Raw genomic sequence first — 14,278 nt, forward strand, 5'->3', positions numbered from 1 at the left:
CCTAGGCCGCCGCAGCCGCCATTCGCGTCGGCATCGGCATCGCAATCGTCTGGTCCTCGTCGGCCAGCACCGTCCAGCCGTTCGGCCCCAGAACTTCGATCGGGCGATAGCGCGTCTTGTACGCCATCCGCTCGCTGCCCTTCACCCAATAGCCGAGATAGACATAAGGGAGCCCAGCGGCGCAACTGCGCATGATGTGTTCCATGATGATGAAATTGCCCAGCCCCGGCCGGGTCGCTTCGTCGGCATCGAAGAAGCTGTAAATCATCGACAGGCCATCGGCCTGCTGATCGGTGATGCAGGCGCCGACCAGCTTGCCGGGTTCGCCGTCCACCGAGGGCTCGCGATATTCGATCACATAGGAGCTGACCGGCGATTGCTCGACCATGTCGGCATAATCGTTCTCGTCCATCGCAGCCATGCCGCCTCCCGGATGACGTTTCGCGAGATAGCGCTGCAGCAAGGCGAACTGCTCTTCGGTAGCCCAGGGCTTGCAGGCCGTGATCTCGAGGTCCGCATGCCGCCGGATCAGCTTGCGCTGCGTCGAATTGGGGATGAACTCGCCCGCGACGACGCGGACCGAGACGCAGGCCGTGCATCCAGCGCAGCTCGGGCGGTACGCTACTGATTGGCTGCGGCGGAACCCGATGCGGCCGAGCGCATCGTTCAATTCACCCGCATGCTGGCCGGTGAGCTCGGTAAAGATCTTCCGTTCCTGCTTGCCCGGCAGATACGGGCAAGGGCTGGGGCTCGTCACAAAGAACCTTGGAAAACGGGAAAGTGCGGTCACCGCGTATACGCCCCTATGCTCATCCGAACCGCCCCCAGACCGGCTCGTTGAACGCGACTATGCTGCGGAAGAAAGAGGATGAAAAGCGGCTTTACCATGAAAGAGAGTTAACGCCGCCGCTCTGAGGAAATGGCCCCCGGCGTTAAGCATTTGGCGGCAGCTGGACGTGCGCGAAACGATCCCCGGAAAAGCGATACTACGCCCAATTGGGCTCGCTGTGAATCGACCGGCGACTCGCTTCGCCGCATCTGCGATTCCATTCGGCGCTATCAGGCGAGTTCGACCTGGCTCACTTCATATTGCGCGCGGCGCAGCGCCACGATCAGCCGATCGAGGTGCGCCCGGTCGCGTGTTTCGCACTCGACATCGGTGATCAGCCCCTTGGCCGGCAACGTCGTAAACACGCGCTGGTGATACACTTCGATGATGTTCACGCCCTGATCGTGGAAGATTCGCGCGACGTTGAACAAGGCGCCCGGCCGGTCCTGCAACACGATCCGCAGCCGCGCGAGACGGCCCGAACGCGCCAGATCGCGCAGCAGCACGTTGGCAAGCAGCCGGGTGTCGATATTGCCACCGCACAGGATCGTGCCGACCTTCTTGCCCTTGAAGCGCTCGGGCTCGGAAAGCAGCGCGGAGAGTCCCGCGGCGCCGGCGCCCTCGACCACGGTCTTCTCGATCTGGAGGAGCAGGCTGACCGCTTCTTCGAGCCGGCGTTCGCTGACCAGCACGATATCGTCGACCAGCGCCTCGACCATCGCGCTGGTGATGCCACCCGGCTCCTTGACCGCGATGCCCTCGGCCAGCGTATCGCCTGCGCAGGGCATGTCGGTGTGATTGATGCGGTTGTACATCGAAGGATAAAGCTCGGCCTCGACGCCGATCACCTGGAGATTGCGCCCTTCCGATTTCGCCACGACTGCGCAGCCCGAGATCAACCCGCCGCCGCCGATCGGGATCACGAGGCAATCCAAATCGGGGACATCCTCGAGCATCTCGATTGCCGTCGTGCCTTGTCCTGCGATGATCCGCTCGTCGTCGAAAGGATGGACGAAGGTGTAGCCATGCTCGGCCTCGAGCTTGCGGGCGTGCGCGTGCGCAGCATCGAAGGTTTCGCCCTCCAGGATCACCGTCGCGCCGTGGCCCTCGGTCTGGGTGATCTTCACTGTCGGCGTGTTCTTAGGCATCACGATCGTGCTGGGGATGCCCAGCCGCGTCGCGTGATAGGCGAGGCCCTGTGCGTGGTTGCCCGCCGATGCCGCGATCACGCCCTTCGAGCGTGCCTCCTCATCCAGCTGGAGCAAAGTGTTGAGCGCGCCGCGTTCCTTATAGGCCGCAGTGAATTGGAGGTTCTCGAACTTGAGATAGACGGTGGCGCCGGTCAGGTCGGACAGCGTCTTGCTCACCAGCGTCGGGGTGCGGACGATTGCGTCGGCGATGCGGCCGTGCGCGGTGCGGACATCGTCGATGGTGACGGGAAGCTGCGCGCCTGCGCTGATCGTCTTGGTTGCCATGGCACGCGCCTAGACCATCTGGCGCGGCGGGGAAACTGCCCCTATCGCTTGGGGCATGACCAAGCTTCTCCTCCGCCTGATCGCGGCCGCCGCCCTGTTCCTCGCGCCAGCGGCCCATGCCGACGGGCTGGTCGATAACGTCAACGGGATCACCCTTGACGAGAAGGGTGAAGTCGTCCGCTTCACGGGCATCCTGTTCAATCGCGAAGGCAAGATCAGCCTGCTGCTCAAGCGCGGCGACCGCCGGCCCAAAAAACCCGAGTGGAAGATCGACATGGGCGGAAAGACGCTCGTGCCCGGCATGATCGACGGCCACGGGCATGTGATGGGGCTTGGCGATCAGCTGCTCCGCCTCGATCTTTCCGCCACCAATTCGCTCGACGAAGCACTGGGCAAGATCCGCACCTATGCCGCGGCGAACCCGACCAAGTGGATTCTCGGCAGCGGCTGGAACCAGGAGAAATGGGGCCTTGGCCGTTTCCCGACCGCCGCAGAGCTGGACAGTGCCGTCGCCGATCGTCCGGTCTGGCTCGATCGCGTCGATGGCCATGCCGGCTGGGCGAACAGCCGTGCGCTCGAACTCGCTGGGGTAAGTGCGGCGACCAAGGATCCAAATGGCGGCCGGATCGAGCGCGATGCCAAGGGCGCGCCTTCGGGCGTGTTCGTCGATGGCGCAATGGAACTGCTGACCAAGGCGATCCCGCAGGCCACCCCGCGCGAGCGCAACGCTGCCTTCCTCGCTGCGCAGGAACGCCTGTTGTCGCTGGGTATCACTGCCTCGGCGGACATGGGCACAACGGTCCAGGACTGGCTGACCTATCGCCGCATGGGCGATCTCGGCCTGCTCAAGATCCGCATCATGTCTTATGCCGGCGGCGTCGAGACTGCGTTGACTGTGGGCGGGCAGGGACCGACGCCTTGGCTCTATGGCGATCGGCTGCGGATGGGCGGGATCAAGCTCTATGTCGACGGCGCCCTCGGCAGCCGCGGTGCGTGGCTCAAGGCCGATTATGCCGATGCGCCGGGGCAGAAGGGGCTGGGCTTCCTCTCCGACGATCAATTGCTCAACAGCATGATCCGCGGCGCGATGGATGGCTTTCAGCTCGCCGTCCACGCAATCGGCGACCGCGCCAACAATCAGGTGCTGAACGCGATCGAAGTTTTGTCAGACACCTACAAGAACGATCGCCGCTGGCGGATCGAGCACGCCCAGATCGTCGATCCCAAGGATCTGTCGCGCTTCGGCAAGTTCGGCACGATCGCCTCGATGCAGCCCGTCCACCAGACCAGCGACCGCGTGATGGCCGAGGCGCGGTTGGGTCCGGATCGCATGCAGGGCGCCTATGCCTGGCGCTCGATGCTGCAGAACGGCTCGCGCCTAGCATTCGGCTCCGATTATCCGGTCGAGAGCCCCGATCCCTGGGCGGGCTGGGCAACATCGTTCACGCGGATGGACGCGGCGGGGCAGCCATTCGGCGGGTGGCGTCCGGAGGAAGCAGTGACGCGCGAACAGGGCTGGGCGGGCTTCACCACCGGCGCTGCCTATGCCGGGTTTGCCGAAGACAAGATCGGGCGCCTGGCGGCCGGCATGCGCGCGGACTTCCTGGTCCTCGATCGCGATCCGCTGCTGGCATCGCCCGCCGATCTGCGCGGCACCCAGGTGCTGGAGACCTGGATCGGCGGCGAGCGGGTCTGGCAGAAGAAGTAGCGGGCCCGGCCGCGGCCGGGCCCGAACCGGATCATTCGTACTTGGCGCTCGTGACGTTCGTGTTCGCATTGTAGAACATCGTGATCGTCGAGATATTGCAGAGATCGATATTTTTCCAGACCGCGTTGGTGCCGTCGTCGTAAACGGCCTTCAGATCCCATTTGCAGGTGTCTTCCGACTTGCTGAAGTCGATGTCCACGCTGCTGTTGGGCTCGAGCGAGTCCTGGCCAAGAATGTCCTCTTCCCAATTGTCGGTCGAGGTCGGCGCGATATAGACTTCGGAGATGGTGTAGCCGGTGCGATTGTTCAGGTGCAGCGTCTCGTCGCCGGCGAGTGCCGGCGCGGCCGTCATGGCGAGCAGCAGTGATGCTGCGAAAAGCGACTTCATAAGGACCCCCCTTGAGTGCTCGAGGATCGAGCGAGCGCCTTTTGACAGCTTTTCCGCGAAATACGACGAATTTTTATAGGATTGCAGGTCTTTGCCCGGGCCCTGCGATCCTCGACGAAAGGCCGCGGTTCTCTCGAAACCGGGCCGCGCGCTGGAGGAGCGGCCGCGCCCAATGGGAGGGAGGCGCGGCCGCGGGCATACTCAGCCGACGGTGAGCGTACCGTTCATCCGGACGGGCCGGGCGATGTTGAAGTAATTGGGCGAGGTCGTCATCACGTTGCGGTGGATCGCCTCGAACTGTTCCTTCGAGCCGTTCCCGACAATCCGCACGACATAGTCGAGCTGCTCATATCCGGGCGCGATCGAGTCATCGAGGCCCAGGAACCCGCGCAAATCGAGCTGCCCCGTGGTTTCGATCTCGAGACTTTCGAGCGTGATCCCCTCCATTGCCGCGCCGGCGACATAGCCGACCGTCATGCAGGCATTGACTGCCGCCATCAGCAGTTCCTGCGGGTTGGGCGCCTGGTTCTGCCCGAGCAGCTCCTCGGGCTCATCCGCCACGATCTCGAAATCGCGCGCGATCTTCTCGCCGCCGAGCAAGATCTGGGTCACTTTCGAACGGCTTCCGACTTGTCCAGTCCAGCGCGTTGCCACGGCGAAGCGTACCAGCGCCTTGCTGGCGTCCTTGCCGATCTCACCCACCACCGCGTGCAGTGCGTCGAGGTCGAGGCCGTTCACGACATTGCGTTCCATCACGTTATTCATCGTCTTTCTCCTTGGTTGAAGCTTACGAAAAGGCCGGCGCCACGGCGTCGATGCGCTCGAGTGCGGTGGGCGACATGGCGGCAAGCGCCTTGCGGAATTCGGGGTGGACCATCCCGCTACCGAGATAAGTGAAGCGCGCCGCCTGGTGCTGCTGCGCGATCAGCGCCTCGCGCGCCGTCGCATCCAGTGTCCGCCCCGCGGCAATTTCGAAAGCCGCGAGATTCATTTCGGTCTGGCTCTTCAGCCCGCCATCGAGGAACATCCCGATTTCGAGATATCCGTCGATCGCAGCCTGGATGCCGGCCTCGTCGCGACCCTCGGCCAACGCCTCGACCATCAATGCATCGAGCTTGGCGTGCTGCGCTTCCTCGATCCAATGGTGCTTGAGCAGGCTCTTGAAGAGCGGGTCGATCCCGGTGTTGTCGCGGACGCTGTCGAGATAATGCGACTGCGTCATCCATTCGATCTGGAGGATGACCAATGCGACGCTGAGTGGATCGTGCCGCAGCACTTCCGCGGCGATCGCCTCGGACGGGCCGATCACGCCGCAATCCATGCCGAAGCCCGCGACGAAGGTTTCGTGGAAACGCTTGAACAAGTGGATGTGCTTGGCTTCTTCGCCGGCGAACTGGAGCAGCGCGCGCACCCGGTGATCGTCGTCGCGAAGCATCGGCCGGATGTGATCGAGCACGAAGGGTAGGATGAATTCCTCGACCAGCCCGAAGATGCACAGATATTCGTGGCCGCGGATCTGGTTGAGGAGCACGCGCTCGTCCTTGCTCAGCGCATCCAGCGCCGCAGTGCGTGCGAGCGCCTCTGGCATGAAGCAGCGTGTGAAATCGAGCGTGGCGCCGGGCGCGATCACATCGTCGATCTGCCAGGCGGCGGCGCGGCTCGAAGTCGCGAGCACGCTTGGATAGGTAAAACTATGGAACATCATCGATCTCCTGGGTGAAGTTGATAGTCAGGCGATGAGCAGGCTGGTGAAGCCGAGCACCATCCAGCTACTCAGGCAGGCGCAGAGCAAAGCAGTCAGCCGCCCACGAAGTTGGTTCGAATTGGAAAACACGGTTCGTCTCCGTCTATTCTTGGTCGATGGAGAGCTAGTTCACGCATCCCGGCGCCGATATGACCCAGCCAACGGAAGACTTGATCGGTCGACCGTACCTTTGGGGAGGTCGCATGGATGTGCTCACTGAGATGCTGCGATCGCTGCGCCTGTCGGGCGGGGTGTTCGTCGATGGCGAGTTCAGCGCGCCCTGGTCGGCGCCTGCGCAGATGCGACCCGAAGATTGCGCGCCCTTCTTTCCGATGCCGCAGCAGCTCATCTGCTATCATTTCGTCCGCTCGGGTTCGCTGACCTGCCAGATCGGCGACGGCCCCGCGGTCGAGGTTAGCGCGGGCGAAGTGGTGCTGCTCCCGCAAAACGTGCCGCATTGCCTCCACGGCCCCGGACCGCGGCCGACGCCGCTCGATACGCACGGGATGATGCGCAAGGTCGGCCCCGATCCGATGATCCGGATGCGTGGTGGCGGCAGCGGCGCGCGCACGGCGATCTATTGCGGCTATCTGGGCACCGACATGCCCGACAATATGATGCTGCAGAACTTGCCGGCGATGATGGTGATCGGCGCGGATGCGGCGGATGGCGACTGGTTCGCCCGTTCGATCGAATTCGCGGCCGAGGGGCTATGCGGCCATTCGCCCGAGATGGTCGGCAAGCTTGCCGAGGGGCTCTTCGCGGAAGCGGTGAAGCGCTATGTCGCCGCGCTGCCCGAGAATGAGCGCGGCTGGCTGGCCGGGCTGCGCGACCCGGCAGTGGGCAAGGCGCTGGCGCTGATCCACGGCCGCTTCGCCGAGACTTGGACGGTCGACGATCTGGCGCGCGAAGCGGGCGTCTCCAAGACCGTGCTGACCGATCGCTTCCGCGCGCTCATCGACGAATCGCCGATGCAATATTGCGCGCGCTGGCGGATGAAGGTCGCCGCGGACCTGCTCCGCGACAATCGCCAGAATGCGTGCAGCGTCGCTTATTCGGTCGGGTTCAATTCCGAAGCGGCGTTCAACCGCGCGTTCAAGCGCGAATATGGCACCCCGCCCGGCGCGTGGCAGCGCGAGGCCATGGCGGCCTGAAACGCCAAGGGCCGCGGCTCTTTCGAACCGCGGCCCCGACAGCCCCCGCTGGGCTCGTAAACGCGTCGGTCAGGCGACCTGGGTGATCGCCTCTTCGCCGCCCTCGGGCTCGCGCAGCACATAGCCGCGGCCCCAGACGGTCTCGATGTAATTCTCGCCTTCGCACGCCATGCTGAGCTTCTTGCGCAGCTTGCAGATGAAGACGTCGATGATCTTGAGCTCGGGCTCGTCCATCCCGCCATACAGGTGGTTGAGGAACATTTCCTTGGTGAGCGTGGTGCCCTTGCGGAGCGAAAGCAGCTCCAGCATCGCATATTCCTTGCCGGTCAGATGGACGCGGGCGCCATCGACTTCGACGGTCTTGGCATCGAGATTGACTGCCAGCTTGCCAGTGCGGATGACCGACTGCGAGTGACCCTTCGAGCGGCGGACCACGGCGTGAATGCGCGCGACCAGCTCTTCGCGGTGGAAGGGCTTGGTGACGTAGTCGTCGGCGCCGAAGCCGAAGCTGCGCACCTTGGAATCCATTTCGTTGATGCCCGAGAGGATCAGCACCGGCGTCTGCACGCGGGCGACACGAACCTTCTTCAGAACGTCATACCCGTGCATGTCGGGCAGGTTCAGATCGAGCAGGATGATATCGTAATCATAGAGCTTGGCGAGGTCCAAGCCCTCTTCGCCCAGGTCCGTCGTATAGACGTTGAAGCCTTCGGTCGTGAGCATCAGTTCGATCGCCTTGGCGGTCGTCGGCTCGTCCTCGATCAGCAGCACGCGCATGCCAGTTCCCCTTGCCCACCGGGCGCCGCCACCCTCGTGGTGGAGCATCCTGAGCGATTTATTAACTAAAGCGGGTCTGAAGGCAAAAGGTTAATTTCTCGCTAACCCGCATAAATCCACGAGTCGCGTAAATCTACGTAGGACGTGGACTCGTTTCGGGCCCGGAGTCGAGTCTCAATGCGCTTCGCCGCACATCCGCCTGAGCCGATCCGAGAGGAATTCGATCAGCGCCTCGACGCGCGCCGGGCGGAGTGTGCCCGGGGGAGTCATCAGGTGCAGCGCCGCCGCGCTCACCGACCAGTCTGCAAGCACGCCCTCCAGTGTGCCCTTTGCCAAATCCTCGCTTACGAGGAAGCCAGGCAGGCGGGCCACGCCCAGCCCTGCGCGGAGGGCCGGCAGCATCGCGTCGCCGCTATCGGTGCGCATCGGCCCTTCCACGCGGACGACCGCCTCCTCGCCGCCGGCCTTGCGGAAGCGCCAGACGTCGGGATTGGCGGTGTTGGTATATGTGAAGCAAGCATGCCGGGCGAGATCTGCGGGATGTGCCGGGCGCCCGGCCTGCTCGAAATAAGCGGGCGAGCCTACGATATGCGTCGTCACGGCGCCGAGCCGGCGTGCGCGAAGCGAACTGTCGGGCAATTCGGCGATGCGCAAGGCGATATCGATCCCGTCGCCGACGATATCGACGAACGCATCGGAAAGGCGGAGATCGATCTTGATCCCCGGGTGCAGCGCCATGAAGTCGCCAAGCGCCGGCGCGACTGCCTGGATCCCGAAGGTCAGCGGGGCAGCGATGCGCACCAGCCCGGCAGGCGCACTTGCCGATTCAAACGCCGCTTCCTCTGCCGCTTCGCCTTCGCTTCGGATGCGCTGGGCATGCTCGGCCAGCGCTCGCCCGCTATCGGTTAGCGTCAGGCGGCGCGAAGTGCGGTGAAACAGCGTCGTGCCCAGCCGTGTCTCGAGCCGGCTGATCGCCTTGGAGACGGTGGCTTTGGACACGCTTAACATGTCGGCCGCGGCGCTGAACGACCGGTGCTCGACGACTGCGGCGAATATCGCCCAAGCTTCAAAATCCGGTAGCTTCATTTGAAACAATCCGTTTCCAACGTTTCCATTTACGCGCTGATACAGCTTCCTATCTTGGGGTTCAAGAACAGGAGGTCATCATGATCGACACCAAGCAGATCGACCGGCGCCCCTTCGAGACCCTCGGCCATGCTAATCACGGCTGGCTCAACGCGCGCCACCATTTTAGCTTCGCCAGCTATCACGATCCCGACCGCATGGGCTGGGGCGCGATCCGCGTGTGGAACGACGACGAGATCGCCGGCAACAACGGCTTCCCGCCGCATCCGCACCAGGACATGGAAATCATCACCTATGTCCGATCGGGCGCGATCACCCATCAGGATTCGATGGGCAATAAAGGCCGCACCGGCGCAGGCGACGTCCAGGTGATGAGCGCCGGAACCGGGGTTCGCCACGCCGAATATAATCTCGAGCCCGAGACGACGACGCTGTTCCAGATCTGGGTCATTCCGCGGGAGCGGGGCGGTCAGCCGAGCTGGGGCGCCAAGCCCTTCCCCAAGGGCGATCGCTCGGGGCGGTTCGTGACGCTGGCTTCGGGCTTTGCCGAGGACAGGGATGCGCTGCCGATCCGCGCCGATGCCCGGGTGCTCGGCGCAACGCTCGAGGCCGGCCAGACCGTGACCTATGAAGTGGGCGAGGGGCGGCACGCCTATCTCGTCCCGGCAGTCGGTGCGATCGAGATGAACGGCGAGCGTCTCGATGCGCGCGACGGCGCAGCGCTTTCAGGCGGCGCCTACACGATCACTGCGATCGAGAATGCGGAAATCGTCCTGGTCGACGCCGAATAGTCCCTCGTTTGCTACGCCTTTCCCGAGGCGTGGCGGACACCCCATTTTTCCCAAGGAACTCGAAATGCCCAAGGTCCTCGTTCTCTATTACTCGTCCTACGGTCACATGGAGCAGATGGCCGACGCGGTCGCCGAGGGCGCGCGCGCTGCAGGCGCCGAAGTCGATATCCGCCGCGTTCCCGAAACCGCGCCGCCCGAAGTGGTCGCCGCTGCCGGCTTTAAGGCCGACACGCTCCACCCAGTCATCGAAGGCCCGGACGCTCTCAAGGGTTATGATGCGATCATCGTCGGTGCTCCGACGCGCTTCGGCCGGATGGCAAGCCAGATGGCGAGCTTTTGGGACACCGCCGGCGGTCTCTGGGCGACCGGCGCGTTGAACGGCAAGGTCGGCGGCGCCTTCACGTCCACCGCTACTCAGCATGGCGGGCAGGAGACAACGCTGTTCTCGATCATCACTAACCTGCTGCACTTCGGCCTGACCATTGTCGGTCTTGATTATGGGCATGGCGAGCAGGGCCGCATCGACGAGATCGTCGGCGGTGCGCCGTATGGCGCAACCACCATTGCCGGCAGCGATGGCAGCAGGCAGCCGAGCGAAAGCGACTTGAACGGCGCGCGCTATCAGGGCCGCCGCATTGCCGAGGTTGCCACCAAGCTGGCCGCGTAATCCCCCTGACGCGGCTGGCGAGGCGGCGGCTGGGTGTGCCCCCCGGCCGCCGCCTCTTTCGTTGCGAACCCGTATCGATTGCGGCATGAGGTGCTCGACCATATTTAGGAGGGGCACGCATGTTCTCACCGATCCGGGGCACCGTTTGTGCCCTTGCCGCGATTGCCTGCGCCGCACCCGCGCTGATTGCACCGGCCGTCCAGGCAGCGGTCCAGCGCGGCGTTGATGGCAACAATGTCAATTTCGTCCGCGTCGAGCGCGGCGCCACCTTCGTGGAAACCTCGCCTGGCCGCTGGAACCAGTATGAGCCCAACGGGAATCTCTGGTCGCGGCTGGAAGAGACGCGCCGCGATTCAACGACGGTATTGCTCAAGGACCGCGGCCGCGGCGTCGAAGTGCTGCTCGATCTTCGCGCCCGCGAGGTTCGCGGCACAGATCCCGGCACCAGGCGCTGGCGCCGGTTCTATTCGATCCTCGATGTCGAGGCGAGGGGTGGGGGCGGTGACAATTGGCGGGATGACCGGCGCGGCGACCGCTGGGATGGGGGTGACCGCCGGGATCGCGGCGGCGCTCGCGATATCGAAGTCGGCCCGATCTGGAACCAGGCGGATGCCGAACGCAAATGCCGTGACAAGGCCCGCGACCTGCGCGGCGAGTGGAACGGTAATTGGCATACGACGCAGCCCGGCCGCATGTCGGTCTGCGCGATCGAAACCGGTGGGCGCGCCGGCAACGGACGCTGGCGAGACGGTGGCGATACCCGCGACATCGACGTTGGCCCGATCTGGAACCAGTCCGACGCCGAGACGAAATGCCGCAACAAGGCGCGCGAGATGCGTGGGGAATGGACCGGCCAGTGGCGCACCACCGTGCAGGGTCGCATGTCGGTCTGCGAGATCCGCTTCCGCTGACCTCGCGCATTCCGTCCGAAAGTGTATAGGGCGGGCCATGTTCAAGGACCGCGTACTCTTCATCGACGGCGAAGCGCTGGTGATCGACAAGCCTGCCGGGCTGCCTGTCGATCGACCGCGCGATCGCTCGCAAAGCCTGGAGGACATGCTCGGCGAGCTGACCTTCGGCTTCCAGCGCCTGCCGCTTCCCGTCCATCGGCTCGACCGCGACACCAGCGGCTGCCTGCTGCTCGCGCGCAATCCCAAGGCGCACAAGCGCTTCGGCCAGGCGTTCGAGGCCGGGCTCGTCACTAAGCGCTATGTCGCGATCCTCGAAGGCGAGCCCGCGGAGGATGAAGGCGCGATCGACATGCCGCTGATCAAGATTTCCTCGGAAGAGGAAGGCTGGCGGATGACCGGCGCCAATAACGGCAAGTCCGCACGAACGCGCTGGCAGGTCCTCGAGCGCAAGGGCGGTCGCGCGATGCTCGCATTCTTCCCGGAGACCGGCCGCACGCACCAGATCCGCGTCCATGCTGCAGAAGGGCTGGGGATGCCGATCGTCGGCGATCCGGTGTACGGCAAGGGCGGCCCCGCCGTGATGCTCCATGCCGCCGAGCTGACGATCCCGCGCGAAGGCAAGCCCGACGTCCACGCCGAGGCGCCCTTGCCGCTGCGCTTCCACAATATCGGGTTCGGGCGTGGCTGAACTGCCGGAGGAGGCGATCGTCGAGGAGAAATTCCTCGCAGCCTCGGGTCCTGGCGGACAGAACGTCAACAAGGTGGCGACAGCCGTTCAGCTGCGCGTGGACGTGTTCCGGCTGGGGCTCCCGCCTTATGCCTATCAGCAGCTCAAGACGCTGGCCGGCACCAAGATGACGAGCGGCGGCGAACTGGTGATCACCGCGCGGAAATTTCGGACTCAGGATGCCAACCGCGCGGATGCCCGCGAACGAGTGGCGGAGCTGATCGAGAAGTCGCTGGAGCGCCAAGCGCGCCGCCGCCCCACCAAGCCGAGCAAGGCCGCCAAGGCGCGCCGGGTGGACGAAAAGAAGGGCCGCTCGACGATCAAGGCGGGGCGGGGGAAGGTCTCGTTCGATTGATACCTTGCGCCGTGCCCCGACTGGCGGCACCTTTGCGCAAATACTTACGGAGAAACGAAAGATGACGAGAACGGCGCGCATGCTCGTGACCGCGGGGCTGATGATGGCGCCGCTACCGGCTTTGGCCCAGCAGGCGCTTTCCGCCGAGCAGGAAGCGATCCGGGCGCATATCGCCTATCTCGCATCGGACGAACTGCGCGGGCGCGAAGCCGGTACGCCGGATTACGATCGCGCGGCGGAATATGTCGTCAAGCAGATGCAGGCGGTGGGCCTGAAGCCCGCGGCAAAGCAAGGCTGGCTGCAGCCCGTGCCATTGCTGAGCGCCAAGCTCGCCGAGCCGCCGGTGATGTCCCTGACCATCGCCGGCAAGGCCGTGCCGCTGGCGTTCGGCACCGATTTCACGGCAACGCGCGCGACGCCGGGTCCGGCCCATATCAATGCCAATGCCGGCGTGGTGTTCGCCGGTTATGGCGTGGTCGATCCCGCTTCGGGCATCGATGATTACCGGGGGCTGGACGTGCGCGGGAAGATCGTCGCGCTCGTCTCTGCGGCGCCGCATGGGCTGAACAGCGAAGTTTCCGCGCATCTCAGCCACCCGATCGTGCGCGCCCGAGAGGCAGCGGCGCGTGGCGCGATCGGCGTGGTGACGATCCACACGACGCGAAGCCGAATGCCGTTCGCAACCTCAGCGCGCAGCTGGGACGTGACCGCAATGATTTGGGTCGGACCCGACGGCAAGCCGCGTGACGGCGGCGCGCCGGCGCTTGGCTTGCTCAGCGATGTCGGCGCCGCCAAATTGTTCGAGGGCGCACCGTTTTCCTATGCCGACGTTGTCGCGGCAGACAAAGGCGGGCAGAAGCTGCCCTCCGGGCCGCTTGCCGCGACGATGCAGGTCTCGCAGCATTACACGGTCGCGCCGGTGAAAAGCGCCAATGTCGTCGGTGTGCTGCCCGGATCCGATCCCAAGCTGCGCGGCGAATATGTCGTGCTGTCGGCGCATCTCGACCACATCGGCATCACCGCGCCGGTCAATGGCGATTCGATCAACAACGGCGCGATGGACAATGCCAGCGGCATCGCCTCGATGATCGAGGCGGCGAAGCTGCTGGCAAAGGGCAGGCGGCCGAAGCGCTCCATTCTTTTCGTTGCGGTGACCGCTGAGGAGAAGGGGCTGGTCGGCTCGGACTATTACGCAGCGTTCCCGACCGTGGCCAAGTCCAGCCTGGTGGCCAACGTCAATCTCGACATGCCGATCCTGACCTATCGCTTCGAGGATCTGGTGGCGTTCGGCGCTGATCGCTCGGACGTCGGACCCCACGTCGCTGCAGCCGCAAAGTCGCTCGGCTTCGTGCTGTCCCCGGATCCTGCGCCGGAGCAGGCTTCGTTCGTGCGCACCGATCACTACAGCTTCGTCAAGCAGGGCGTACCGTCGGTCACGCTCGCGCCGGGCGCGAAGGGGCCGGGGCTGGCGGCACTCACGGCGTTCCGCAAGAATTATCATCAGCCATCGGACCAGATCGATCAGCCATTCGACTGGACAGCGGCGGCGAGCTTCGTCGCGGTCAATGCGGCGCTCGCGCGGGGGATTGCCGATGCGCCGGAGCGGCCGCGCTGGGTGAAAGGCGATTATTTCGGAACGCTGTTCAAGGGGCCGGTGGCGAAATAG

General features: G+C 64.6%; 15 protein-coding genes. 8 read left to right on the plus strand and 7 right to left on the minus strand.

Annotation, left to right across the window (positions count from 1 at the left end; all coding sequences use genetic code 11):
- Nucleotide 1 precedes the first annotated feature (1 nt).
- Together ACZZZM_RS08510 and ACZZZM_RS08515 are read right to left on the minus strand one after the other, a co-directional pair.
- Nucleotides 2–790 carry an arginyltransferase gene (locus tag ACZZZM_RS08510; protein WP_463594671.1) on the minus strand — a complete coding sequence of 263 codons (789 nt, stop codon included), beginning with the start codon at nt 788–790 and terminating at the stop codon, nt 2–4.
- A gap of 269 nt (nt 791–1,059) precedes the next feature.
- The gene (locus tag ACZZZM_RS08515) at nt 1,060–2,304 is read right to left on the minus strand and encodes a threonine ammonia-lyase (protein ID WP_463594672.1); all 1,245 of its coding nucleotides are present in this window, start codon (nt 2,302–2,304) and stop codon (nt 1,060–1,062) included.
- A 55-nt stretch (nt 2,305–2,359) separates the two neighbouring features.
- On the opposite strand from ACZZZM_RS08515, the gene ACZZZM_RS08520 reads away from it, so the two are divergent.
- The gene (locus tag ACZZZM_RS08520) at nt 2,360–4,012 is read left to right on the plus strand and encodes an amidohydrolase (protein WP_463594673.1); all 1,653 of its coding nucleotides are present in this window, start codon (nt 2,360–2,362) and stop codon (nt 4,010–4,012) included.
- 31 nt (nt 4,013–4,043) lie between these two features.
- On the opposite strand, the gene ACZZZM_RS08525 is transcribed toward ACZZZM_RS08520, so the two are convergent.
- The 3 genes from ACZZZM_RS08525 to ACZZZM_RS08535 all read right to left on the minus strand — a co-directional run bounded on the left by ACZZZM_RS08525 (nt 4,044) and on the right by ACZZZM_RS08535 (nt 6,102).
- Nucleotides 4,044–4,400, minus strand: a complete 357-nt coding sequence (locus ACZZZM_RS08525) for an argininosuccinate lyase (RefSeq protein WP_463594674.1) — start codon at nt 4,398–4,400, stop codon at nt 4,044–4,046.
- 201 nt (nt 4,401–4,601) lie between these two features.
- Nucleotides 4,602–5,165, minus strand: coding sequence for an OsmC family protein (locus tag ACZZZM_RS08530; protein ID WP_463594675.1), 564 nt, complete (start codon nt 5,163–5,165; stop codon nt 4,602–4,604).
- Nucleotides 5,166–5,187: 22 nt separating this feature from the next.
- On the minus strand, nt 5,188–6,102 hold the full coding sequence (locus ACZZZM_RS08535) for a diiron oxygenase (protein ID WP_463594676.1): 915 nt from the start codon (nt 6,100–6,102) through the stop codon (nt 5,188–5,190).
- 245 nt (nt 6,103–6,347) lie between these two features.
- On the opposite strand from ACZZZM_RS08535, the gene ACZZZM_RS08540 reads away from it, so the two are divergent.
- Complete coding sequence (locus tag ACZZZM_RS08540) at nt 6,348–7,298, plus strand: AraC family transcriptional regulator (protein ID WP_463594677.1); 951 nt, start codon at nt 6,348–6,350, stop codon at nt 7,296–7,298.
- Between the two features lie 69 nt (nt 7,299–7,367).
- Here the strand turns inward: ACZZZM_RS08540 and ctrA are convergent, their stop codons facing one another.
- Both ctrA and ACZZZM_RS08550 read right to left on the minus strand, forming a co-directional pair.
- Complete coding sequence (gene ctrA / locus ACZZZM_RS08545) at nt 7,368–8,075, minus strand: response regulator transcription factor CtrA (RefSeq protein WP_463594678.1); 708 nt, start codon at nt 8,073–8,075, stop codon at nt 7,368–7,370.
- Between the two features lie 174 nt (nt 8,076–8,249).
- On the minus strand, nt 8,250–9,161 hold the full coding sequence (locus ACZZZM_RS08550) for a LysR family transcriptional regulator (RefSeq protein WP_463594679.1): 912 nt from the start codon (nt 9,159–9,161) through the stop codon (nt 8,250–8,252).
- A gap of 80 nt (nt 9,162–9,241) precedes the next feature.
- On the opposite strand from ACZZZM_RS08550, the gene ACZZZM_RS08555 reads away from it, so the two are divergent.
- From ACZZZM_RS08555 to ACZZZM_RS08580, 6 genes are all read left to right on the plus strand, one after another.
- Nucleotides 9,242–9,952, plus strand: coding sequence for a pirin family protein (locus ACZZZM_RS08555; RefSeq protein ID WP_463594680.1), 711 nt, complete (start codon nt 9,242–9,244; stop codon nt 9,950–9,952).
- 64 nt (nt 9,953–10,016) lie between these two features.
- Nucleotides 10,017–10,619: an NAD(P)H:quinone oxidoreductase gene (gene wrbA / locus ACZZZM_RS08560; protein WP_463594681.1), complete on the plus strand. Its 603-nt coding sequence runs from the start codon at nt 10,017–10,019 to the stop codon at nt 10,617–10,619.
- Nucleotides 10,620–10,738: 119 nt separating this feature from the next.
- Nucleotides 10,739–11,530: a mannan-binding protein gene (locus ACZZZM_RS08565; RefSeq protein ID WP_463594682.1), complete on the plus strand. Its 792-nt coding sequence runs from the start codon at nt 10,739–10,741 to the stop codon at nt 11,528–11,530.
- A gap of 37 nt (nt 11,531–11,567) precedes the next feature.
- The gene (locus ACZZZM_RS08570; RefSeq protein WP_463594683.1) at nt 11,568–12,218 is read left to right on the plus strand and encodes an RluA family pseudouridine synthase; all 651 of its coding nucleotides are present in this window, start codon (nt 11,568–11,570) and stop codon (nt 12,216–12,218) included.
- Nucleotides 12,211–12,612 carry an alternative ribosome rescue aminoacyl-tRNA hydrolase ArfB gene (gene arfB, locus ACZZZM_RS08575; protein ID WP_463594684.1) on the plus strand — a complete coding sequence of 134 codons (402 nt, stop codon included), beginning with the start codon at nt 12,211–12,213 and terminating at the stop codon, nt 12,610–12,612. Before ACZZZM_RS08570 ends, arfB begins: the two co-directional genes overlap by 8 nt.
- 61 nt (nt 12,613–12,673) lie before the next feature.
- Nucleotides 12,674–14,278 carry a M28 family peptidase gene (locus ACZZZM_RS08580; protein ID WP_463594685.1) on the plus strand — a complete coding sequence of 535 codons (1,605 nt, stop codon included), beginning with the start codon at nt 12,674–12,676 and terminating at the stop codon, nt 14,276–14,278.

Source organism: Sphingomonas sp. AC522 (assembly GCF_979258125.1).